This window comes from Lapillicoccus sp., assembly GCF_039935575.1.
GTDB lineage: Bacteria > Actinomycetota > Actinomycetes > Actinomycetales > Dermatophilaceae > Lapillicoccus.
Map to the genome: position 1 here is coordinate 1 of NZ_JBDTKA010000092.1, position 18,177 is coordinate 18,177.

The window sequence follows — 18,177 nt, forward strand, 5'->3', positions numbered from 1 at the left end:
AGGTCGAAGTTCTTGTCGCCGCCGACGAGGTCGACCTTGAGCCGACGGGACTTCTTGGTGATGGGGCCGGTGTACCGAGCCATAGCGTTTCAGGTCTCCTGGATCTGTGGTTCTCAGCCGGTCAGACGCGACGGCGCTTGGGCGGGCGGACACCGTTGTGCGGCGAGGGCGTGACGTCGCTGATCGCGCCGACCTCGAGGCCGGCGGCGGTCAGGGAGCGGATCGCGGTCTCACGGCCGGAACCGGGACCCTTGACGAAGACGTCGACCCGACGCATACCGTGCTCCATCGCGCGGCGGGCGGCAGCCTCGGCGGCCATCTGCGCGGCGAACGGGGTGGACTTGCGCGAGCCCTTGAAGCCGACCTGGCCGGCGGAGGCCCACGCGATCACGTTGCCGGTGGGGTCCGTGATCGAGATGATCGTGTTGTTGAACGTGCTCTTGATGTGAGCGTGCCCGTGGGCGATGTTCTTCTTCTCCTTGCGGCGGACCTTCTTGGCACCGGCCGCAGCGCGCTTCTGGGGAGGCATTACTTTCCAACCTTCTTCTTGCCGGCGACGGTGCGCTTGGGACCCTTGCGGGTGCGCGCGTTGGTCTTCGTACGCTGACCGCGCACGGGAAGGCCACGTCGGTGGCGCAGGCCCTCGTAGGAGCCGATCTCGACCTTGCGGCGGATGTCGGCCGCGACCTCGCGTCGCAGGTCACCCTCGATCTTGAAGTTGCCCTCGAGGAAGTCCCGGAGCTGGACCAGCTCGGCGTCCGAGAGGTCCCGGACGCGGGTGTCGGGGCTGACGCCCGTGGCGGCCAGCGCCTGGGTCGAGCGGGTGCGACCCACTCCATAGATGTACGTGAGTGCAACCTCGACGCGCTTCTCGCGCGGCAGGTCGACACCGACAAGTCGTGCCATGTGGTGGTTCTCCCTTGGGGGATGTCCGGAGGTCTGGAGCAGTCACCGTTCCGGTGGTGCGTGGCCCGCGCTCGTGCGCGTGGGCGTTCCGGTCCCCGGCCTCCGAGCCGGGGGTGACGTCCTGGGGTGTGATCCCCAGGGGCCGGGTGCTGCGTTCGTGTCGTACTTCGGGTGCGGTCGTGAAGCGCGGGCGTGTCGTGCCGGCTGCTCTGCTCAGCCCTGGCGCTGTTTGTGGCGCAGGTTCTCGCAGATCACCATGACCCGACCGTTGCGGCGGATCACCTTGCACTTGTCGCAGATCTTCTTGACGCTCGGCTGGACCTTCATCTGCCTCGTGTCCTCTGTGTGGAGTTATCGAGCTGGGTGGGACTCGGTGGTACGGGGTGGTACGGGGTGGTACGGGGTGGTACGGGTGGTGCTGGGTCAAACGGGTTCGAGCGGCAGTTCAGCGGTAACGGAAGACGATGCGGCCGCGGTCGAGGTCATAAGGCGACAGCTCCACTACCACGCGGTCCTCGGGAAGGATCCGGATGTAGTGCTGGCGCATCTTGCCCGAGATGTGGGCGAGCACCTTGTGCCCGTTGCTCAGCTCGACCCGGAACATCGCGTTCGGGAGAGCCTCGACGATCGTGCCCTCGATCTCGATGACACCGTCCTTCTTGGCCATATCCTCCGTCAATCCGTCGTGAGGGACTCCCCGTGTGGGAACCCCGGTGCGCGCTCGTAGGGGGTGTCGCAGATAAGGGCGCCCGAGCACGCGGCGCCCAACGCTCAATCTTACGGCAGGGGGGTGGTCCCGTCCTAATCCGCGACCTCCGCACGACCGAACTCACGCATGCCGCGTCTGGACTCACGTTGCTATGGGTTTCGGGGGTCTTGGGGGCCCGGAAACCGGGCACAACGTGAGTTCGGTCGCGTGGGATGGGGAAACTCAGTCGAGGGGCAGGTATGCCGCCCCGCTCGCTTCCAGCCGCGACCGGCCACCGTCGACGGCCGTGAGAACACACAGCCCGTTGTCGGTCACGGCCACCGAGTGCTCCCAGTGGGCCGCCCGGGACCCGTCAGCCGTCACCACAGTCCAGTCGTCGTCCAGCACGCGGGTCTGCGCCGAACCCAGCGTCACCATCGGTTCGATGGCTCCGGTGAACCCCGATCTGACCGTCGGACCGCGGTCCCGGACCGCGTAGTTGGGGATCTGCGGGTCCTCGTGCATGGACCGGCCGATGCCGTGCCCGACGTACTCCTCGATGATCCCGTAGTCGCGTCCGCGCCGGGCCGATGCGCCCTGGACGCTGGCCTCGACCGCCTCGCCCACGGCGTACAGCCGCTCCCCCACCTCGAGCGCGACGATGCCGGCCCACAGGGCGTCCTCCGTGGCCGTGACGAGCTCCAGGTCCTCTGAACGCTCAGGTCCGTGCTGGTCAAGCACCCCCACGGGCCCCACTATCAAGGACCGGGCCGCGTCGCCGTTCCAGCCGTCGAGCTGGGCGCCGCAGTCGATCGACAGCAGGTCACCGTCTTGCAGGACCCGATGACCGGGTATGCCGTGGACGACCTCGTCGTTGACGCTCGTGCAGAGGGTGTGCGCATAACCAGGGACCAGCTGGAAGTTGGGCACCGCACCATGGGAGCGGATGAACTCCTCGGCGAGCGCGTCGAGGTCGAGCGTGGTGAGGCCCGCTTCGACCCTGGATGACAGCAGCTCGAGGGTCTGGCCGACGAGAAGACCGGCGCGCCGCATCAGAAGCAGCTGCTCGTCCGTCTTGGCCGGGGTCGGTCGCCGACCGAACATCACCGGACCACCAGGACCACGAGGCTCATGGACGGTCGGCGTCGAGCGCCTTGACCAGTCGCTCGGTGACCTCGTCGACGGTGCCCATGCCGTCGACCTCAACGAGGATCCCGTGTTCGGCGTAGATCGCGATCAACGGGGCGGTCTCGGCGCGGTAGATGGCCTGGCGCTCGCGGATGACCTCTTCCGTGTCGTCGGCTCGACCCTCGGTCTCCGCACGCTTGTGCAGCCGCGCCACCACGGCGTCCTCGTCCACGGTCAGCACGATTACGCCGTCGAGGGGGTGACCCGACGCGGCCAGGACCTTGTCCAGGAAGTCGACCTGGCCGGTCGTGCGCGGGTAGCCGTCGAGCAGGAAGCCCGGAGCGGCGTCAGCCCAGGCGAGCCGGTCGCGCACGATCTCGTTGGTCATCTGGTCGGGGACGTATCCCCCCGAGGACAGGATGGCCTCGACCTGCCGGCCGAGGTCGGTGCCGTTCTTGATGTTGGACCGGAAGATGTCGCCGGTGGAGATGGCAGGGATGCCGAACCGCTCGGCTACCCGCCCCGCCTGGGTGCCCTTGCCGGCCCCGGGCGGGCCCATGATGATCATTCGCCTCACCGCAGGAACCCTTCGTAGTGACGCTGCTGCAGCTGGGCCTGGATCTGCTTCACCGTCTCGAGGCCGACGCCGACGATGATCAGGATCGAGGTCCCTCCGAACGGGAAGTTCTGGTTGGCACCGACCGCCACGAGGGCGATCAGCGGGATCAACGAGATCACGGCAAGGTAGATCGCACCGGGCACGGTGATCCGGGTCAGGACGTAGTCGAGGTACTCGGCGGTCGGACGGCCGGCCCGGATGCCGGGGATGAAGCCGCCGTACTTCTTCATGTTGTCCGCGACCTCGGTCGGGTTGAACGTGATCGAGACGTAGAAGAACGTGAAGAAGAGGATGAGCACGACGTAGAGGACCATGTAGCTCCAATGGTCGCCACGGGTGAGGTTGTCGGAGATCCACTGCACCCATACCGGCCCGGCGGTGCCGTCGGTCGGTCGGTTGAACTGCGCCACCAGGGCTGGAAGCGAGAGCAGGGAGCTGGCGAAGATGACCGGGATGACACCGGCCATGTTGACCTTGAGCGGGATGTAGGTGGAGCTGCCCCCATACATGCGACGTCCGACCTGCCGCTTCGCGTACTGCACGGGCACTCGCCGCTGCGACTGCTCCACGAAGATGACCAACGCCATGATGACGAAGCCCAGCAGGATGATGCCGAAGAAGACGTCCCAGCGGCCGTCCTTCTGCTGGATCGCCCACAGCGACGTGGGGAAACCCGAGGCGATCGAGGTGAAGATCAGCACCGACATCCCGTTGCCGATGCCGTGGTCGGTGAGCAGCTCGCCCATCCACATGATCAGGCCGGTGCCGGCGGTCAGCGTCAGCACCATGATGACGATGGTCGTCATGTTCTGGTCGGTCATGATCGTCGTGCAGGACTGGCCGAAGATCTGCTGCGGGTTGCGCGCGAAGGTGATCAGCGTGGAGGACTGCAGCACGGCCAGCCCGATGGTGAGATAACGCGTGTACTGCGTCATCTTCGTCTGACCGGCCTGGCCCTCCTTCTTGAGAGCCTCGAACCGCGGGATCACCACCGTCAGCAGCTGCACGATGATGCTCGCCGTGATGTAGGGCATGATGCCGAGCGCGAAGATCGACAGCTGGAGCAGTGCCCCGCCACTGAACAGGTTCGCGAGCCCGATGAACCCCGACTGCGGGTCGGCGCCCGCCAGACAGCCCCGCACCTTGGTGTAGTCGACGCCGGGGGTGGGCACGGCGGTACCGAGACGGTAGATCCCGATGATGAAGAGCGTGAACAGCAGCTTCTTGCGCAGGTCGGGCGTCTTGAACGCACGAACGAAGGCCGAGAGCAACAGATCCTCCTGATGGGCGCCGAGCGGTGAGCTCGCGCGACCTGACTTAGCTGTGGTGCGGGGGTGGAACGGCGGTGCGAGGACGGGTGTCGAACAGACGAGAGTCGATCGAGAGTCGACCGAAGGTCAACCCCGAGAGACTACCGTGCGCGCACCCCCCGGTATGCCGGACGGCCGGCACCCGTGGCGGGTGCCGGCCGGCATACGGAGGGCTGTGCCGGTCAGAGGGTCGTCGCCGACCCGCCGGCCGCCTCGATCTTGTCCTTGGCGGAACCCGAGAACTTGTGCACCGTGACGTTGACCGCCACGCTCAGGTCGCCGGTGCCGAGCACCTTGACCACATGACCGTCCCGGACGGCACCTTTGGCCACCAGGTCCTCGACGGTGACATCGCCGCCGTCGGGGTAGAGCGCCGACAGGCGGTCAAGGTTGACGACCTGGTACTCGACGCGGAACGGGTTGGTGAAACCGCGCAGCTTGGGCAGCCGCATGTGCAGCGGCATCTGCCCACCCTCGAACCGGGCCGGCACCTGGTAGCGGGCCTTGGTGCCCTTGGTGCCGCGCCCGGCGGTCTTGCCCTTGGAGCCCTCGCCACGACCCACGCGGGTCTTGGCGGTCCTGGCTCCGGGGGCGGGACGCAGGTGGTGCACCTTCAGGGCAGTGCCCTCTGGCGGGATACCGCTGTCGTTCTTCTTGGCTGTCTCGGCCATGTCAGTCAACCTCCTCGATAACCTGCATAGCAACGAGGTGCGTCACCGTCTTGACCATCCCGCGGATCTCGGGACGGTCCTCCTTGACGACGACGTCGCCGATGCGCTTGAGCCCGAGGGTGCGCAGCGTCTCGCGGTGGTTGCGCTTGCCCCCGATGTCGGAACGGGTCTGGGTCACTTTGAGCCGCGCCATCAGGCACCCGCTCCCGAGCCGGCCAGGGCACCTGAGCGCTCTGAGCGCTCCTTGACGCCGGCAGCCTGGGCCCGCAGCATGGCGGCCGGGGCCACCTGCTCCAAGGAGAGGCCACGGCGGGCCGCAACCTCCTCGGGACGCTCGAGGCCCTGCAGGGCCGCGACCGTCGCGTGGACGATGTTGATGGCATTCGACGAGCCGAGCGACTTGCTCAGCACGTCGCGAACGCCCGCGCACTCGAGGACGGCGCGCACCGGGCCACCGGCGATGACACCGGTACCCGGCGAGGCCGGACGGAGCATGACGACGCCTGCGGCAGCCTCACCCTGCACGGGGTGCGGGATGGTGCCCTGGATGCGGGGGACCTTGAAGAACGCCTTCTTGGCCTCCTCGACGCCCTTGGCGATCGCCGCGGGCACCTCCTTGGCCTTGCCGTAGCCGACACCCACGGTGCCGTCGCCGTCTCCGACGACGACCAGGGCGGTGAAGCTGAACCGGCGGCCACCCTTGACGACCTTGGAGACGCGGTTGATCGTCACGACGCGCTCGATGTACTGGCTCTTCTCGGCCTGGTCGCGCGGGCCGCGGCTGTCGCGGTTGTCACGACCGCCGGAGCGGCGGTCGTTCCGGTCGCCGGTGGCGCCGGTGGCGCCGGCTCCGGCTCCCGTGGTGCCTCGACGCTGTGGTCCGGGCATCAGATATTCCTCATCTCAACAATGGTGTGTACAGACTGCAGAGTGCTCACAGGCTCAGACCGCCTTCGCGAGCGCCGTCGGCGATCGCCGCGACCCGGCCGTGATACTTGTTGCCGCCACGGTCGAACACGACCGCCTCGACTCCGGCGTCCTTGGCGCGGGCGGCGACGAGCTCGCCCACCTTCTTGGCCTTGGCCGTCTTGTCGCCATCGAAGGAGCGCAGGTCGGCCTCCATCGTCGACGCGTGGGCCACCGTGCGACCCTCGGTGTCGTCGACGACCTGGACGAACAGGTGGCGGCTGGACCGGGACACGACCAACCGCGGGCGCTCGGACGTGCCGGTGATGCGCTTGCGGCCGCGAACCTGACGCCGGACCCGGGCGGCGGCCTTGGACCTGCCGCGCTTGATGGTCCGTGAGTGATGAGCTGCCATGGCTTACTTCCCGGCCTTTCCGACCTTGCGGCGGATCGTCTCGCCCGCATACCGCACGCCCTTGCCTTTGTACGGGTCGGGCTTACGGAGCTTGCGGATGTTGGCGGCGATCTCGCCGACCTGCTGCTTGTCGATGCCCTGGACCGAGAACCGGGTGGGGTTCTCGACCGCGAAAGTGATGCCCGCGGGAGCCTCGATGGTGATGGAGTGGCTGTAGCCGAGGGAGAACACGAGGTTGCCCCCAGTGTTGGCCACGCGGTACCCGGTGCCGTGGATCTCCATCTTCTTCTCATACCCCTCGGTGACACCGAGGACCATGTTGTTGATGAGCGAGCGGGTCAGGCCGTGCAGCGAGCGCGAGACGCGCTCGTCGTCGGGCCGGGCCACCTCGACAGCTCCGGTGTCGCCCTTGGCGACGGTGATCGGCTCGGGGACGGTCAGGGCGAGCTGGCCCTTCGGCCCTTTCACCGAGACGGCCTGGCCGGCGATGGTCACGTCGACCCCGGCGGGCACGGTGACAGGAAGGCGTCCGATACGCGACATGTCAGCTTCCCCTTACCAGACGTAGGCGAGGACTTCCCCGCCCACTCCCTTTTGGGCCGCCTGCCTGTCGGTCAACAGGCCGGACGACGTGGAAATGATGGCCACACCGAGGCCGCCGAGCACCTTCGGGAGGTTGGTCGACTTCGCGTAGACCCGCAGACCCGGCTTCGAGACCCGACGCACTCCGGCGATCGAACGCTCCCGGTTGGGGCCGTACTTGAGGTCGATGGTCAGCGTCTGGCCGACCTCGGCGTCCTCGACCTTCCAGGCGGCGATGTAGCCCTCGGCCTGGAGGATCTCGGCGATGTGGGACTTGAGGTTGGAGAACGGCATGGACACGTCGTCGTGGTGCGCCGAGTTGGCGTTCCGGACGCGGGTCAGCATGTCCGCAATCGGGTCAGTCATGGTCATGTGGGCTCTTGCCCTTCCTCACCGTGGTTTCAGCAGCGACGCGAAGCGTTGGTGCCGACCTTCGATGTTTCTGTGTTGCAGAGGAGTTGTTCGGGATGCGGAGCCTGAGGCGACCACGCGGGTTTTCGGGGGGCGGAGCCCCCCGACGGTTACCAGGAGCTCTTGGTCACGCCAGGCAGCTCCCCGCGGTGCGCCATCTCCCGCAGGCAGATCCGGCAGAGGCCGAACTTTCGGTAGACGGAGTGCGGTCGGCCGCAGCGCTGGCACCGGGTGTAGCCGCGGACCTTGAACTTGGGCTTCGCGTTCGCCTTGTTGACGAGGGCGGTCTTGGCCATGTGCTCAGTTCTCCTTGAACGGGAAGCCGAGAGCCTTGAGCAGGGCGCGGCCTTCGTCGTCGTTGGTGGCGGTGGTGACCACGGTGATGTCCATGCCCCGGACCCGGTCGATGCGGTCCTGGTCGATCTCGTGGAACATCGACTGCTCGGTCAGCCCGAACGTGTAGTTGCCCTTGCCGTCGAACTGCTTCGGCGACAGACCACGGAAGTCACGGATGCGCGGGAGGGCGATCGTCACGAGACGGTCGAGGAACTCCCACATCCGGTCGCCGCGCAGGGTCGTGTGCGCACCGATCGGCATCCCCTCACGCAGCTTGAACTGGGCGATCGACTTGCGCGCCTTGGTAACGATCGGCTTCTGGCCGGTGATCGCCGACAGGTCGCGCACGGCGCCCTCGATGAGCTTGCTGTCCTTCGCGGCGTCTCCGACGCCCATGTTGACGACGACCTTGACGACTCCGGGGACCTCCATGACGTTCCCGTAGGAGAACTGGTCACGCAGGGCCGGCTTGATCTCGTCGCGGTAGCGCTGCTTGAGGCGCGGAGACGTGCTGGTGATCGTGTCTGACATCAGAGGTCCTTACCGGAGCGCACAGCCACACGGGTGCGGGTCGTCTTCTGGCGACCGTCGCGCTCCATCGTCTCGACCCTTGTACGGATGCGTGTCGGCTTCTTCGTGTCGGGATCGACGACCGCGACGTTGCTCACGTGGATCGGGGCCTCCGCGTGCACCAGGCCGCCGGTCTGGGTACCGCGAGCGCTGGCGCCGGCCTTGACGTGCTTGGTCACGCGGTTGATGCCCTCGACGAGCACGCGAGAGGTGTCGGGGTAGACGGCGATGACCTTGCCCTGCTTGCCCCGGTCGCCGCCGTTCTTCTGCGCGCGTCCGGAGACGACCTGGACGAGGTCGCCCTTCTTGATCTTCATGCCTGTGGCCATCACAGCACCTCCGGCGCCAACGAGATGATCTTCATGAACTTCTTCTCGCGCAGCTCACGGCCGACGGGGCCGAAGATGCGCGTGCCGCGAGGGTCGCCGTCGGCCTTGAGGATGACGGCGGCGTTCTCGTCGAACTTGATGTAGGACCCGTCCGGGCGACGGCGCTCCTTGACGGTGCGCACGATGACGGCCTTGACGACGTCACCCTTCTTGACGTTGCCGCCGGGGATCGCGTCCTTGACCGTGGCGACGATGGTGTCCCCGATACCGGCGTACCGACGGCCTGAGCCACCGAGCACCCGGATGCAGAGGATCTCCTTCGCACCGGTGTTGTCGGCGACGCGTAGTCGCGACTCCTGCTGGATCACTTCGCCTTCTCCAAAATCTCCACCACGCGCCAGCGCTTGGTCGCCGACAGCGGACGGGTCTCCATGATCAGGACGCGGTCACCCACACCGGCCGCGTTGGCCTCGTCGTGCGCCTTGACCTTGCTGGTGCGACGCAGGACCTTGCCGTAGAGAGGGTGCTTGACACGGTCCTCGACCTCGACGACGACGGTCTTGTCCATCTTGTCGCTGACCACGTAGCCCTGGCGGGCCTTGCGGTGCTGGCGCGCCTCGGCGTCAGTCGCTCGGCCGGCGTCACTCGCCTCGCTCGCCTGGCTGACCTGGGTTGTCTGGGTCGCCTGGGTTGTCTTGTCGTCCGTGCGGGTTACGTCACTCATGATGCGTCCTCGGCCGTGTTGTCGGCTTTTCCGGCCTTCTTGGCCTTCTTCTCGGCCTTGGCGGCCTTCTTGTCTGCCTTGGCGTCCGTGACGGTCGCCGTGCCGGCAGCTGCTGCCGCCTTGGAGGGCGGCAGCCCGATGCCGAGCTCGCGCTCGTGCATCTCGGTGTAGATCCGGGCGATGTCCTTGCGGACAGCGCGGAGCCGGCCGTGGTTGTCCAGCTGGCCGGTGGCCGACTGGAAGCGGAGGTTGAACAGCTCCTCCTTGGCCTTGCGCAGCTCGTCGACGAGCCGCTCGTCCTCGAGACCACGCAGGTTCTCGGACGTCAGGTCCTTGGTCCCGACTGCCATCAGATGTCACCACCTTCACGCCGAACGAAGCGGCACTTCATGGGGAGCTTGTGCATGGCCAGACGCATCGCCTCGCGGGCGACGGGCTCCGGCACGCCGGACACCTCGAACATCACCCGACCGGGCTTGACGTTGGCGATCCACCACTCCGGAGAGCCCTTGCCGGAACCCATCCGGGTCTCGGCTGGCTTCTTGGTGAGCGGACGGTCCGGGTAGATGTTGATCCACACCTTGCCGCCACGCTTCATGAAGCGGGTCATGGCGATACGCGCGGACTCGATCTGCCGGTTCGTCACGTAGGCGGGCTCCAGGGCCTGCAGGCCGTAGTCGCCGAACGCGATGCGCGTGCCACCGGTCGCAGCCCCGGAACGACCCGGGTGGTGCTGCTTGCGGTGCTTGACGCGACGGGGAATCAACATCGTCAGGCCTGCTCATTCTGGGCGGCGGGCGCCGCGGCGACGGCAACCTGGCCCTGCTGACCGGAGTCGGCGGTGCCGGACTCCGCGCTGTCGGGACGCCGGGCGCGCGTGGGACGCTCGGCGCGGTCGGGTCCGTCGCGGCGCGGGCTCCGGGGGGCGCGCGGCGCGGCCGCCTGCTGCTGCGCGAGCTCGCGGGCCGTGACGTCGCCCTTGTAGATCCAGACCTTCACGCCGATGCGACCAAAAGTGGTGCGGGCCTCGTAGAAGCCGTAGTCGATGTTGGCGCGCAACGTGTGCAGCGGGACGCGACCCTCGCGGTAGAACTCCGAACGCGACATCTCCGCGCCCTGGAGCCGACCGGAGCACTGCACCCGGATGCCCTTGGCGCCCGCGCGCTGGGCGGACTGCATACCCTTGCGCATCGCGCGCCGAAATGACACGCGGGCCGCAAGCTGCTCGGCGATGCCCTGGGCGACCAGCTGGGAGTCGATCTCGGGGTTCTTGACCTCGAGGATGTTCAGCTGGACCTGCTTGCCCGTCAGCTTCTCGAGCTCGCCGCGGATCCGGTCGGCCTCGGCGCCACGGCGGCCGATGACGATGCCGGGGCGGGCCGTGTGGATGTCCACGCGGACGCGGTCCCGGGTGCGCTCGATCTCGACACGCGAGATGCCGGCGCGCTCCATGCCGGTCGCCATGAGCTTGCGGATGGCCACGTCTTCCTTGACGTAGTCACGGTAACGCTGGCCTTCCTTGGTGCTGTCCGCGAACCAGCGGCTCACGTGCTCGGTCGTGATGCCGAGACGGAACCCGTGCGGGTTGACCTTCTGACCCATTAGCGGGTGCCTCCCTGACGTGTGGTGACCTTGGTGGTAGCGCCTGCCGAGCGATGGCGAGGAGCTGCCACGGCCTTACCGGTGGGCGCGACAACGACCGTGATGTGGCTCGTACGCTTGTTGATCCGGCTCGCGCGACCCTGCGCACGAGGACGGAACCGCTTCATCGTGGGGCCTTCGTCGACGAACACGGACTGGATGACCAGGGTCCGCTCGTCGAAGGCCTCGGAGGCGCGGTCGGCCTTGACCCGCGCGTTGGCGATGGCGCTCTCGAGCACCTTGCGCACCGGCTCGGCCGCAGCCTGCGGCGCGAACTGGAGCACGGACACGGCGTCGGTGGCGACCTTGCCGCGGATCAGGTCCACGACGCGGCGCGCCTTCTGAGGGGTCACGCGGACGTGCCGGGCCTGCGCGGTGGCAGTCACGACGGGCGTCTCGGTGACCTGAGTGCCCTGAGTGCCCTGAGTGGTGGTGGGGGTAGCCATCAGCGACGACGTCCCTTCTTGTCGTCCTTGACGTGACCACGGAAGGTCCGCGTCGGGGCGAACTCGCCGAGCTTATGGCCGACCATCGACTCGGTGACGAACACCGGGACGTGCTTGCGACCGTCGTGGACGGCGAGGGTGTGGCCGAGCATGTCCGGGCTCACGACCGAACGACGCGACCAGGTCTTGATGACGTTCTTGGTGCCCGCTTCGTTCTGGACGTCCACCTTCTTTTGAAGGTGGTCGTCGATGAAGGGGCCCTTCTTGAGACTACGAGGCATTTTTCTTAAGCTCCATGTTTCCTCGGCTCGGCTGCGCGCTCGCTCCGCTCCTCGGCGCTGGCGCGCCTACGATGCTCACTTCGCTGTCGCCTCGCATCAGCGCTTCTTGCCAGAACGGCGGCGACGAACGATCAGCTTGTCGCTTTCCTTGTTGGGCCTGCGGGTGCGACCCTCGGCCTGTCCCCACGGACTGACCGGGTGACGTCCACCGGAGGTCTTGCCCTCGCCACCACCGTGCGGGTGGTCGACGGGGTTCATCGCGACACCACGGACGGTCGGGCGCTTGCCCTTCCACCGCATCCGGCCGGCCTTGCCCCAGTTGATGTTGCTCTGCTCCGCGTTGCCGACCTCACCGACGGTCGCGCGGCAGCGCAGGTCGATGTTGCGGATCTCGCCGGACGGCATACGCATCTGGGCGTAAGGCCCGTCCTTGGCGACGAGCTGCACCTTCGAGCCGGCCGAGCGGGCGATCTTGGCGCCGCCCCCGGGCTTGAGCTCGATGGCATGCACGGTGGTGCCGACCGGGATGTTGCGCAGCGGGAGGGCGTTGCCGGGCTTGATGTCGGCGCCGGCCCCGTTCTCGATGCGGTCACCTTGCTTCAGGCGGTTCGGCGCCAGGATGTAGCGCTTCTCGCCGTCGGCGTAGTGCAGCAGCGCGATGCGAGCCGTGCGGTTGGGGTCGTACTCGATGTGAGCGACCGTCGCCGGCACGCCGTCCTTGTCGTGCCGACGGAAGTCGATGACACGGTAGGCGCGCTTGTGCCCACCACCGATGTGACGGGTGGTGATCCGACCGGCGTTGTTGCGGCCGCCGCTCTTGGTGAGCGGCCGGACCAGCGACTTCTCCGGCGTGGTGCGCGTGACCTCGACGAAGTCGGCGACCGACGAGCCGCGACGGCCCGGTGTGGTCGGCTTGTACTTACGGATAGCCATGGTGTTGTTTCCCTTGAGTCCTCGTCAGTTTCTTCGGCGCCAGGCGTCTCAGGCGCTCGCGCCGAAGATGTCGATGGAGCCTTCACGAAGGGTGACGATCGCGCGCTTGGTGTCCTTACGCTTCCCGGTGCCGAAACGGGTCCGGCGAGTCTTGCCCTTGCGGTTCAGGGTGTGCACCGAGTCGACCTTGACCTTGAAGATCTGCTCGATCGCGATCTTGATCTCGGTCTTGTTCGCCCGGGGGTCGACGACGAAGGTGTACTTGCCCTCGTCGAGCAGGCCGTAGGACTTCTCCGAGACGACCGGGGAGATGAGGATGTCGCGAGGGTCCTTGAGGTGGATGCTCACTTGGTGTCCTCCGATGCAGTGGTAGCGGCGGTCGACGGGGCAGCGGGCACCGACTTGGTGGCGGCCGCGATGAACGCGTCCAGCGCGCCCTGAGTGAAGAGCACGTCGTCGGCGCACAGCACGTCGTAGGTGTTGAGCTGGTCGGAGACGAGGACGTGGACGTCGTCGAGGTTCTGCACGCTCTTCCACGAGACCCGGTCACCGCGCTCGAGGACGACGAGCAGGTTCGGGCGCTCGCTCAGACCCGAGAGCGCCACGGAGGCCTGCTTCGCCGACGGGGCGTCGCCCGTGACAAGGCTGTCGATGACGTGGATGCGCTGGTGACGGGCCCGGTCGGACAAGGCGCCACGCAGGGCGGCGGCCTTCATCTTCTTGGGCGTGCGCTGGCTGTAGTCGCGCGGCTTCGGGCCGTGGACGACGCCACCGCCGGCGAACTGCGGAGCCCGGGTCGAACCCTGGCGGGCCCGGCCGGTGCCCTTCTGGCGGTACGGCTTGGCGCCGCCGCCGCGGACCTCTCCACGGGTCTTCGTCGAGTGCGTGCCCTGACGGGCGGCCGCGAGCTGCGCGACGACGACCTGGTGGATGAGGGGGACGTTGGTCTGCACGTCGAAGATCTCGGCCGGCAGGTCCGCCACCTGACGGGTGGTGATGGTGGCCATGAGGTCAGGCTCCCTTCGCGGCCGAGCGCACGAGGACGGTGCCACCGCGGGGGCCGGGGACGGCACCCTTGATGAGCAGCAGGCCCCTCTCGGCGTCCACGGCGTGGATGGTGAGGTTCTGGGTGGTCTGGTTCTGGCCACCCATGCGGCCCGCCATGCGCATGCCCTTGAACACGCGACCGGGGGTCGAGCAGGCGCCGATGGAGCCCGGCTTGCGGTGGTTCTTGTGTGAGCCGTGCGAGGACGAGACTCCATGGAAGCCGTGTCGCTTCATGACACCGGCAAAACCCTTGCCCTTGGTACGCCCACTCGCGTCGACCAGCTGGCCGGCCTCGAAGACCTCCACGGTGACTTCCTGGCCGAGCGAGTAGTCGGCCGAGTTGGCCGTGCGCAGCTCGACGAGGTGGCGGCGCGGGGTGACGCCGGCCTTCTCGAAGTGGCCCTTCATGGGCTTGTTGACCCTGCGGGGATCGATCTCGCCGTAGGCGATCTGGACCGCGGCGTAGCCGTCGGTGTCGGCGTCGCGCACCTGGGTGACGACGCACGGGCCGGCCTTGACGACGGTCACGGGCACGAGGCGGTTGTCGGCGTCCCAGACCTGGGTCATGCCGAGCTTCTCGCCGAGAACGCCCTTGACGGTCTTAACGGTGGTGTGAGTCATGGTGGTCGAATCCTCGATCAGAGCTTGATCTCGATGTTGACGTCGGCCGGGAGGTCGAGTCGCATCAGCGAGTCGACCGCCTTCGGCGTCGGGTCGATGATGTCGATCAGACGCTTGTGTGTGCGCATCTCGAACTGCTCGCGGCTGTCCTTGTACTTGTGGGGTGACCGGATCACGACGAAGACGTTCTTCTCCGTCGGCAGCGGCACGGGGCCGACGACCGTTGCACCGGCACGGGTCACCGTGTCGACGATCTTGCGCGCCGAGCTGTCGATGACCTCGTGGTCATACGACTTCAGTCGGATGCGGATCTTCTGTCCCGCCATCTGGGTCAGTCTCTCTACTCGCCGGACATCTGCTTCGTTCTGCTGTCTTGCCTGCTCATCACGATCAGGTCGTGCTCGCCGGCCCGACCCCCGCGCTCGGGTGTGTCGCCCGCTCCGCGGCCCGTCTCCTGACACCTTGGTGTCCGTCGACGGTGGTCGGATCCCGATCAACCGGGTGCCCGCGCTTCCCTCGGGCCACACACGGTGTCCGGCACGCTGGCATAGGCCAGCATTCCTACGAGGGGTGGCGTGGACGACATCCGTCACCCATGCGCGTCAAGCAACTTCCCTAGTGTGCCAGAGCGGACGCCACCCGATCAAATCCGGGCCGCATTGCTCCCTGCTCCCTGCTCCCTGCTCCCGCCCGCTGTCCTACCTCAGCCACGACGTCGCCCCTCTCATTCCCGCCTCTCCCACCCACCGAACTCAGATGTCCCCGGGTTTCTCGGGCCGCGCCGGCTCAGGATCGGCAAACATCAGAGTCCGGTCGTCGGCGCCGGCTCAGGACCGGCAAACATCAGAGTCCGGTGCTCAGCGCTGGGGGTGAGGCGGGGCGAGGAACGCGGCGAGCGCGGCCGCATACATCGCCGGGCCGGTTGCCGCGCACATCTCCCTCGAGCTGTGCATCGACAAGATCGGTGCCCCGACGTCGACGGTGGTCGCTCCGGTCAGGGCCGACGTCATCGGCCCGACCGTGCTGCCGGAGGGCAGGTCGCTGCGCACGATGTACCGCTGCATGGGGACGCCGGCCTGCTCGCAGGCCAGGGTGAAGACACCGGCTCCCACCGCGTCGGTGGCGTACTTCAGCCCGGTGTTGACCTTGAGCACCGGTCCCCCGTCCATGGCGATCTGGTGCTGCGGCTCGTGGCGGTCGGCGTAGTTGGGATGTGTCGCGTGAGCCATGTCGCCCGAGGCGACCACCGACCCGGCGAAAGCGCGGAACAGGTCCTCGCGGCTGCCTCCCCCGGCCAGCACGATCCGTTCGAGAACCTGCGGCAGCAGCGTCGAGTGCGCCCCGCGCTCCGACATGCTCCCGGCTTCCTCGTGGTCGAACAGCACGAGGACCGGCACGTGCTCCCCCGGCGCCTCGACCGCGTGCAGCAGAGCCGCCAGGCCGGCCCGGCAGGTCATCTGGTTGTCCAGACGGGGCGCAGCCACGAACTCGAGGTCACGACCGATCCGCCGGGATGGCTGGCATACATGGGTCATCACGTCCCAGGCGAGGACGTCCTCGGCGCCGACGCCGACCTGCTCGGCCAGCCACCCGCGGAAGTCTCCCGGCTGGTCTCCGACGGCCCACAAGGGCGACAGGTGCTGCTGGGCGTTGAGGACCAGTCCCTCACGGGCTGCCGGGTCGAGGTGGATCGCGAGCTGCGCGACCCGCAGGATCGGCTCGTTCACCGTCAGCAGCCGGGTGCCGACGCTGTTGCCGTCGCGCACGGCGACCCGCCCGGACAACCCGAGGTCGCGGTCCAGCCAGGAGCTGAGGAGCGGGCCTCCGTAGGGCTCGACACCGAGCAGCTGGACCCCCGCGCGGGCGAGGTCGGGCTGCGGCTTGATCCGCAGGTTCGGGCTGTCGGTATGCGCGCCGACGACCCGGAACGAGCGCAGCGGCACGGGTCGGTCGTCCGTGCTCCAGGCGATGATCGAGCCGCCGCGTACCAGGTAGTGCCGGCCGGCCGCGGTAGGGAACGCGTCTTGCTCGCTGACCTCACGGAAACCGGAGGCCTCGAGGAGCCCGGCGGCCGTGCGCACGACGTGGAACGGTGACGGCGACGCGTCGACGAAGTCGACGAGCCCCTGAGCCTCGGTGTCTGTGTCGAAGTGCGAGATCGGGCCGGCCACGCCCGTCACTGTATGCCGCGCCCTGCCCGGTTCAGCCCTGCCCAGTGCAGCCCTGCCCGGTTCAGCCCTGCCCGGTTCAGCCCTACCGCTCAGCACCCGGTATGCGGTGGGCTGAGGGCCGGACCCGGTGCTGCGCCATGCACAGGCCGGGAAAGCGCAGGGCCCCGGTACCGAAGTCCCGGGGCCCTACCTGTGGTGCTGAGGGAAGCGTCAGATCACTGGGTGATCTTCGTGACGCGCCCGGCGCCGACGGTGCGGCCGCCCTCGCGGATCGCGAAGCGCAGACCGTCCTCCATGGCGATCGGCTGGATCAGCTCGACCGACATCTCGGTGTTGTCACCGGGCATGACCATCTCGGTGCCCTCGGGGAGCTTGACGACACCGGTCACGTCGGTGGTGCGGAAGTAGAACTGCGGACGGTAGTTGTCGTAGAACGGCGTGTGCCGGCCACCCTCGTCCTTGGACAGGATGTAGACGTTCGCGTCGAAGTTCGTGTGCGGCGTGATCGACTTCGGCTTAGCCACGACCTGGCCGCGCTGGACGTCCTCGCGTTTGGTGCCACGCAGCAGCAGTCCGACGTTCTCGCCGGCGCGTCCCTCGTCGAGCAGCTTGCGGAACATCTCGATGCCGGTGACGATCGTCTTCGCCGGCGGTCCCGTGTGGATGCCGACGATCTCGACCTCTTCGTTGACCTTGAGGGTGCCGCGCTCGATGCGGCCGGTGACGACGGTGCCACGACCGGTGATCGTGAAGACGTCCTCGACGGGCATGAGGACCGGTTTGTCCTCGTCGCGCTCCGGCATGGGGACGGACGCGTCGACCGCGTCCATGAGCTCCAAGACCGTCTTGCCCCACGCCTCGTCGCCCTCGAGCGCCTTGAGCGCCGAGACACGGATGACCGGAAGGTCGTCGCCGGGGAACTCGTAGGACGACAGCAGCTCGCGGACCTCCAGCTCGACGAGCTCGAGGATCTCCTCGTCGTCGACCATGTCGGCCTTGTTGAGCGCCACGACGATGTAGGGGACGCCGACCTGACGGGCGAGCACCACGTGCTCACGCGTCTGCGGCATCGGACCGTCGGTCGCCGCGACCACGAGGATCGCGCCGTCCATCTGGGCCGCACCGGTGATCATGTTCTTGACGTAGTCGGCGTGACCCGGGCAGTCGACGTGCGCGTAGTGTCGCCCCTCGGTCTGGTACTCGATGTGCGCGATGGAGATCGTGATGCCGCGCTGCTTCTCCTCGGGCGCCTTGTCGATGTCGTCGAACGCGAACTGCGGGTTCAGCGTGGGGAACTTGTCGTGCAGGACCTTGGAGATCGCTGCCGTCAGCGTCGTCTTGCCATGGTCGATGTGACCAATGGTGCCGATGTTGACGTGCGGCTTGGTCCGCTCGAACTTTGCCTTCGCCACTGTGGTCCTCCTCAGGACTTCTCTGGTGTT

General features: G+C 67.6%; 30 protein-coding genes and 1 pseudogene. All 31 read right to left on the reverse strand.

Annotated elements, in window-relative coordinates:
* Nucleotides 1-83: pseudogene (locus ABI385_RS11685) on the reverse strand (30S ribosomal protein S4); the annotation flags it as partial.
* A 38-nt stretch (nucleotides 84-121) separates the two neighbouring features.
* The gene (gene rpsK / locus ABI385_RS11690; RefSeq protein ID WP_348103922.1) at nucleotides 122-529 is read right to left on the reverse strand and encodes a 30S ribosomal protein S11; all 408 of its coding nucleotides are present in this window, start codon (nucleotides 527-529) and stop codon (nucleotides 122-124) included.
* Nucleotides 529-906, reverse strand: a complete 378-nt coding sequence (gene rpsM, locus ABI385_RS11695; protein ID WP_348103923.1) for a 30S ribosomal protein S13 — start codon at nucleotides 904-906, stop codon at nucleotides 529-531. Before rpsM ends, rpsK begins: the two co-directional genes overlap by 1 nt.
* Before the next feature lie 213 nt (nucleotides 907-1,119).
* Complete coding sequence (gene rpmJ, locus ABI385_RS11700; protein WP_006592630.1) at nucleotides 1,120-1,233, reverse strand: 50S ribosomal protein L36; 114 nt, start codon at nucleotides 1,231-1,233, stop codon at nucleotides 1,120-1,122.
* 118 nt (nucleotides 1,234-1,351) lie between these two features.
* A complete protein-coding gene (gene infA / locus ABI385_RS11705; RefSeq protein ID WP_141846521.1) occupies nucleotides 1,352-1,573 on the reverse strand; it encodes a translation initiation factor IF-1 in 222 nt (73 codons plus the stop codon).
* Nucleotides 1,574-1,837: 264 nt separating this feature from the next.
* Nucleotides 1,838-2,698: a type I methionyl aminopeptidase gene (map, locus tag ABI385_RS11710; RefSeq protein ID WP_348103924.1), complete on the reverse strand. Its 861-nt coding sequence runs from the start codon at nucleotides 2,696-2,698 to the stop codon at nucleotides 1,838-1,840.
* A 25-nt stretch (nucleotides 2,699-2,723) separates the two neighbouring features.
* On the reverse strand, nucleotides 2,724-3,290 hold the full coding sequence (locus ABI385_RS11715; protein ID WP_348103954.1) for an adenylate kinase: 567 nt from the start codon (nucleotides 3,288-3,290) through the stop codon (nucleotides 2,724-2,726).
* A 5-nt stretch (nucleotides 3,291-3,295) separates the two neighbouring features.
* Nucleotides 3,296-4,612, reverse strand: a complete 1,317-nt coding sequence (secY, locus tag ABI385_RS11720; protein ID WP_348103925.1) for a preprotein translocase subunit SecY — start codon at nucleotides 4,610-4,612, stop codon at nucleotides 3,296-3,298.
* A 221-nt stretch (nucleotides 4,613-4,833) separates the two neighbouring features.
* On the reverse strand, nucleotides 4,834-5,322 hold the full coding sequence (gene rplO, locus ABI385_RS11725) for a 50S ribosomal protein L15 (protein ID WP_348103926.1): 489 nt from the start codon (nucleotides 5,320-5,322) through the stop codon (nucleotides 4,834-4,836).
* A 1-nt stretch (nucleotide 5,323) separates the two neighbouring features.
* The gene (gene rpmD, locus ABI385_RS11730; protein WP_348103927.1) at nucleotides 5,324-5,515 is read right to left on the reverse strand and encodes a 50S ribosomal protein L30; all 192 of its coding nucleotides are present in this window, start codon (nucleotides 5,513-5,515) and stop codon (nucleotides 5,324-5,326) included.
* Nucleotides 5,515-6,210: a 30S ribosomal protein S5 gene (gene rpsE / locus ABI385_RS11735; protein ID WP_348103928.1), complete on the reverse strand. Its 696-nt coding sequence runs from the start codon at nucleotides 6,208-6,210 to the stop codon at nucleotides 5,515-5,517. The genes rpmD and rpsE overlap by 1 nt, the downstream gene beginning before the upstream one ends.
* A gap of 46 nt (nucleotides 6,211-6,256) precedes the next feature.
* Complete coding sequence (gene rplR / locus ABI385_RS11740) at nucleotides 6,257-6,643, reverse strand: 50S ribosomal protein L18 (RefSeq protein WP_348103929.1); 387 nt, start codon at nucleotides 6,641-6,643, stop codon at nucleotides 6,257-6,259.
* A 3-nt stretch (nucleotides 6,644-6,646) separates the two neighbouring features.
* Entirely contained in the window at nucleotides 6,647-7,186 is a 540-nt protein-coding gene (gene rplF, locus ABI385_RS11745; RefSeq protein WP_348103930.1) for a 50S ribosomal protein L6, read from the reverse strand.
* Nucleotides 7,187-7,198: 12 nt separating this feature from the next.
* Nucleotides 7,199-7,597 carry a 30S ribosomal protein S8 gene (rpsH, locus tag ABI385_RS11750; RefSeq protein ID WP_348103931.1) on the reverse strand — a complete coding sequence of 133 codons (399 nt, stop codon included), beginning with the start codon at nucleotides 7,595-7,597 and terminating at the stop codon, nucleotides 7,199-7,201.
* 149 nt (nucleotides 7,598-7,746) lie between these two features.
* The gene (locus tag ABI385_RS11755; RefSeq protein WP_295700625.1) at nucleotides 7,747-7,932 is read right to left on the reverse strand and encodes a type Z 30S ribosomal protein S14; all 186 of its coding nucleotides are present in this window, start codon (nucleotides 7,930-7,932) and stop codon (nucleotides 7,747-7,749) included.
* Between the two features lie 4 nt (nucleotides 7,933-7,936).
* The gene (rplE, locus tag ABI385_RS11760; RefSeq protein WP_348103932.1) at nucleotides 7,937-8,503 is read right to left on the reverse strand and encodes a 50S ribosomal protein L5; all 567 of its coding nucleotides are present in this window, start codon (nucleotides 8,501-8,503) and stop codon (nucleotides 7,937-7,939) included.
* On the reverse strand, nucleotides 8,503-8,871 hold the full coding sequence (gene rplX, locus ABI385_RS11765) for a 50S ribosomal protein L24 (RefSeq protein ID WP_348103933.1): 369 nt from the start codon (nucleotides 8,869-8,871) through the stop codon (nucleotides 8,503-8,505). The genes rplE and rplX overlap by 1 nt, the downstream gene beginning before the upstream one ends.
* Complete coding sequence (gene rplN / locus ABI385_RS11770; protein WP_348103934.1) at nucleotides 8,871-9,239, reverse strand: 50S ribosomal protein L14; 369 nt, start codon at nucleotides 9,237-9,239, stop codon at nucleotides 8,871-8,873. Before rplN ends, rplX begins: the two co-directional genes overlap by 1 nt.
* Nucleotides 9,236-9,595, reverse strand: a complete 360-nt coding sequence (gene rpsQ, locus ABI385_RS11775) for a 30S ribosomal protein S17 (protein ID WP_348103935.1) — start codon at nucleotides 9,593-9,595, stop codon at nucleotides 9,236-9,238. Before rpsQ ends, rplN begins: the two co-directional genes overlap by 4 nt.
* The gene (gene rpmC, locus ABI385_RS11780; protein ID WP_348103936.1) at nucleotides 9,592-9,945 is read right to left on the reverse strand and encodes a 50S ribosomal protein L29; all 354 of its coding nucleotides are present in this window, start codon (nucleotides 9,943-9,945) and stop codon (nucleotides 9,592-9,594) included. Before rpmC ends, rpsQ begins: the two co-directional genes overlap by 4 nt.
* Nucleotides 9,945-10,364: a 50S ribosomal protein L16 gene (gene rplP, locus ABI385_RS11785; protein ID WP_348103937.1), complete on the reverse strand. Its 420-nt coding sequence runs from the start codon at nucleotides 10,362-10,364 to the stop codon at nucleotides 9,945-9,947. Before rplP ends, rpmC begins: the two co-directional genes overlap by 1 nt.
* Nucleotides 10,365-10,366: 2 nt before the next feature.
* On the reverse strand, nucleotides 10,367-11,197 hold the full coding sequence (gene rpsC, locus ABI385_RS11790; protein ID WP_348103938.1) for a 30S ribosomal protein S3: 831 nt from the start codon (nucleotides 11,195-11,197) through the stop codon (nucleotides 10,367-10,369).
* Nucleotides 11,197-11,622, reverse strand: coding sequence for a 50S ribosomal protein L22 (rplV, locus tag ABI385_RS11795; protein WP_348103955.1), 426 nt, complete (start codon nucleotides 11,620-11,622; stop codon nucleotides 11,197-11,199). Before rplV ends, rpsC begins: the two co-directional genes overlap by 1 nt.
* A gap of 59 nt (nucleotides 11,623-11,681) precedes the next feature.
* Complete coding sequence (gene rpsS / locus ABI385_RS11800; protein ID WP_348103939.1) at nucleotides 11,682-11,963, reverse strand: 30S ribosomal protein S19; 282 nt, start codon at nucleotides 11,961-11,963, stop codon at nucleotides 11,682-11,684.
* A 96-nt stretch (nucleotides 11,964-12,059) separates the two neighbouring features.
* Entirely contained in the window at nucleotides 12,060-12,896 is an 837-nt protein-coding gene (gene rplB / locus ABI385_RS11805; RefSeq protein ID WP_348103940.1) for a 50S ribosomal protein L2, read from the reverse strand.
* Nucleotides 12,897-12,944: 48 nt separating this feature from the next.
* Nucleotides 12,945-13,244 (reverse strand): 50S ribosomal protein L23, encoded by a 300-nt coding sequence (rplW, locus tag ABI385_RS11810; protein WP_348103941.1) that lies wholly within the window; start codon nucleotides 13,242-13,244, stop codon nucleotides 12,945-12,947.
* Nucleotides 13,241-13,903: a 50S ribosomal protein L4 gene (gene rplD / locus ABI385_RS11815; RefSeq protein WP_348103942.1), complete on the reverse strand. Its 663-nt coding sequence runs from the start codon at nucleotides 13,901-13,903 to the stop codon at nucleotides 13,241-13,243. The genes rplW and rplD overlap by 4 nt, the downstream gene beginning before the upstream one ends.
* 4 nt (nucleotides 13,904-13,907) lie before the next feature.
* A complete protein-coding gene (gene rplC / locus ABI385_RS11820; RefSeq protein ID WP_348103943.1) occupies nucleotides 13,908-14,564 on the reverse strand; it encodes a 50S ribosomal protein L3 in 657 nt (218 codons plus the stop codon).
* A gap of 17 nt (nucleotides 14,565-14,581) precedes the next feature.
* Nucleotides 14,582-14,890, reverse strand: coding sequence for a 30S ribosomal protein S10 (gene rpsJ, locus ABI385_RS11825; protein ID WP_110852528.1), 309 nt, complete (start codon nucleotides 14,888-14,890; stop codon nucleotides 14,582-14,584).
* A 531-nt stretch (nucleotides 14,891-15,421) separates the two neighbouring features.
* On the reverse strand, nucleotides 15,422-16,735 hold the full coding sequence (locus tag ABI385_RS11830) for a M18 family aminopeptidase (RefSeq protein WP_348103944.1): 1,314 nt from the start codon (nucleotides 16,733-16,735) through the stop codon (nucleotides 15,422-15,424).
* A 215-nt stretch (nucleotides 16,736-16,950) separates the two neighbouring features.
* Entirely contained in the window at nucleotides 16,951-18,147 is a 1,197-nt protein-coding gene (tuf, locus tag ABI385_RS11835; RefSeq protein WP_348103945.1) for an elongation factor Tu, read from the reverse strand.
* Nucleotides 18,148-18,177: the final 30 nt, after the last annotated feature.

Bases quoted from the DNA above. Each gene is read 5' to 3' on its own strand.
- rpmD (WP_348103927.1), bottom strand. From the start codon at position 5,515: ATGGCGCGGCTCAAAGTGACCCAGACCCGTTCCGACATCGGGGGCAAG.
- ABI385_RS11755 (WP_295700625.1), bottom strand. From the start codon at position 7,932: ATGGCCAAGACCGCCCTCGTCAACAAGGCGAACGCGAAGCCCAAGTTC.
- rplC (WP_348103943.1), bottom strand. From the start codon at position 14,564: ATGACTCACACCACCGTTAAGACCGTCAAGGGCGTTCTCGGCGAGAAG.
- rpsH (WP_348103931.1), bottom strand. From the start codon at position 7,597: ATGACCATGACTGACCCGATTGCGGACATGCTGACCCGCGTCCGGAAC.
- rpmC (WP_348103936.1), bottom strand. From the start codon at position 9,945: ATGGCAGTCGGGACCAAGGACCTGACGTCCGAGAACCTGCGTGGTCTC.
- rplO (WP_348103926.1), bottom strand. From the start codon at position 5,322: ATGGCCGAGACAGCCAAGAAGAACGACAGCGGTATCCCGCCAGAGGGC.
- rplF (WP_348103930.1), bottom strand. From the start codon at position 7,186: ATGTCGCGTATCGGACGCCTTCCTGTCACCGTGCCCGCCGGGGTCGAC.
- ABI385_RS11715 (WP_348103954.1), bottom strand. From the start codon at position 3,290: ATGATCATCATGGGCCCGCCCGGGGCCGGCAAGGGCACCCAGGCGGGG.
- rplP (WP_348103937.1), bottom strand. From the start codon at position 10,364: ATGTTGATTCCCCGTCGCGTCAAGCACCGCAAGCAGCACCACCCGGGT.
- rpmJ (WP_006592630.1), bottom strand. From the start codon at position 1,233: ATGAAGGTCCAGCCGAGCGTCAAGAAGATCTGCGACAAGTGCAAGGTG.
- rplD (WP_348103942.1), bottom strand. From the start codon at position 13,903: ATGGCCACCATCACCACCCGTCAGGTGGCGGACCTGCCGGCCGAGATC.
- rpsE (WP_348103928.1), bottom strand. From the start codon at position 6,210: ATGCCCGGACCACAGCGTCGAGGCACCACGGGAGCCGGAGCCGGCGCC.
- rplR (WP_348103929.1), bottom strand. From the start codon at position 6,643: ATGGCAGCTCATCACTCACGGACCATCAAGCGCGGCAGGTCCAAGGCC.
- rpsM (WP_348103923.1), bottom strand. From the start codon at position 906: ATGGCACGACTTGTCGGTGTCGACCTGCCGCGCGAGAAGCGCGTCGAG.
- rplX (WP_348103933.1), bottom strand. From the start codon at position 8,871: ATGGCCACAGGCATGAAGATCAAGAAGGGCGACCTCGTCCAGGTCGTC.
- rpsC (WP_348103938.1), bottom strand. From the start codon at position 11,197: ATGGGTCAGAAGGTCAACCCGCACGGGTTCCGTCTCGGCATCACGACC.
- rpsQ (WP_348103935.1), bottom strand. From the start codon at position 9,595: ATGAGTGACGTAACCCGCACGGACGACAAGACAACCCAGGCGACCCAG.
- rplB (WP_348103940.1), bottom strand. From the start codon at position 12,896: ATGGCTATCCGTAAGTACAAGCCGACCACACCGGGCCGTCGCGGCTCG.
- map (WP_348103924.1), bottom strand. From the start codon at position 2,698: ATGTTCGGTCGGCGACCGACCCCGGCCAAGACGGACGAGCAGCTGCTT.
- rplE (WP_348103932.1), bottom strand. From the start codon at position 8,503: ATGTCAGACACGATCACCAGCACGTCTCCGCGCCTCAAGCAGCGCTAC.
- rpsS (WP_348103939.1), bottom strand. From the start codon at position 11,963: ATGCCTCGTAGTCTCAAGAAGGGCCCCTTCATCGACGACCACCTTCAA.
- infA (WP_141846521.1), bottom strand. From the start codon at position 1,573: ATGGCCAAGAAGGACGGTGTCATCGAGATCGAGGGCACGATCGTCGAG.
- rpsK (WP_348103922.1), bottom strand. From the start codon at position 529: ATGCCTCCCCAGAAGCGCGCTGCGGCCGGTGCCAAGAAGGTCCGCCGC.
- rpsJ (WP_110852528.1), bottom strand. From the start codon at position 14,890: ATGGCGGGACAGAAGATCCGCATCCGACTGAAGTCGTATGACCACGAG.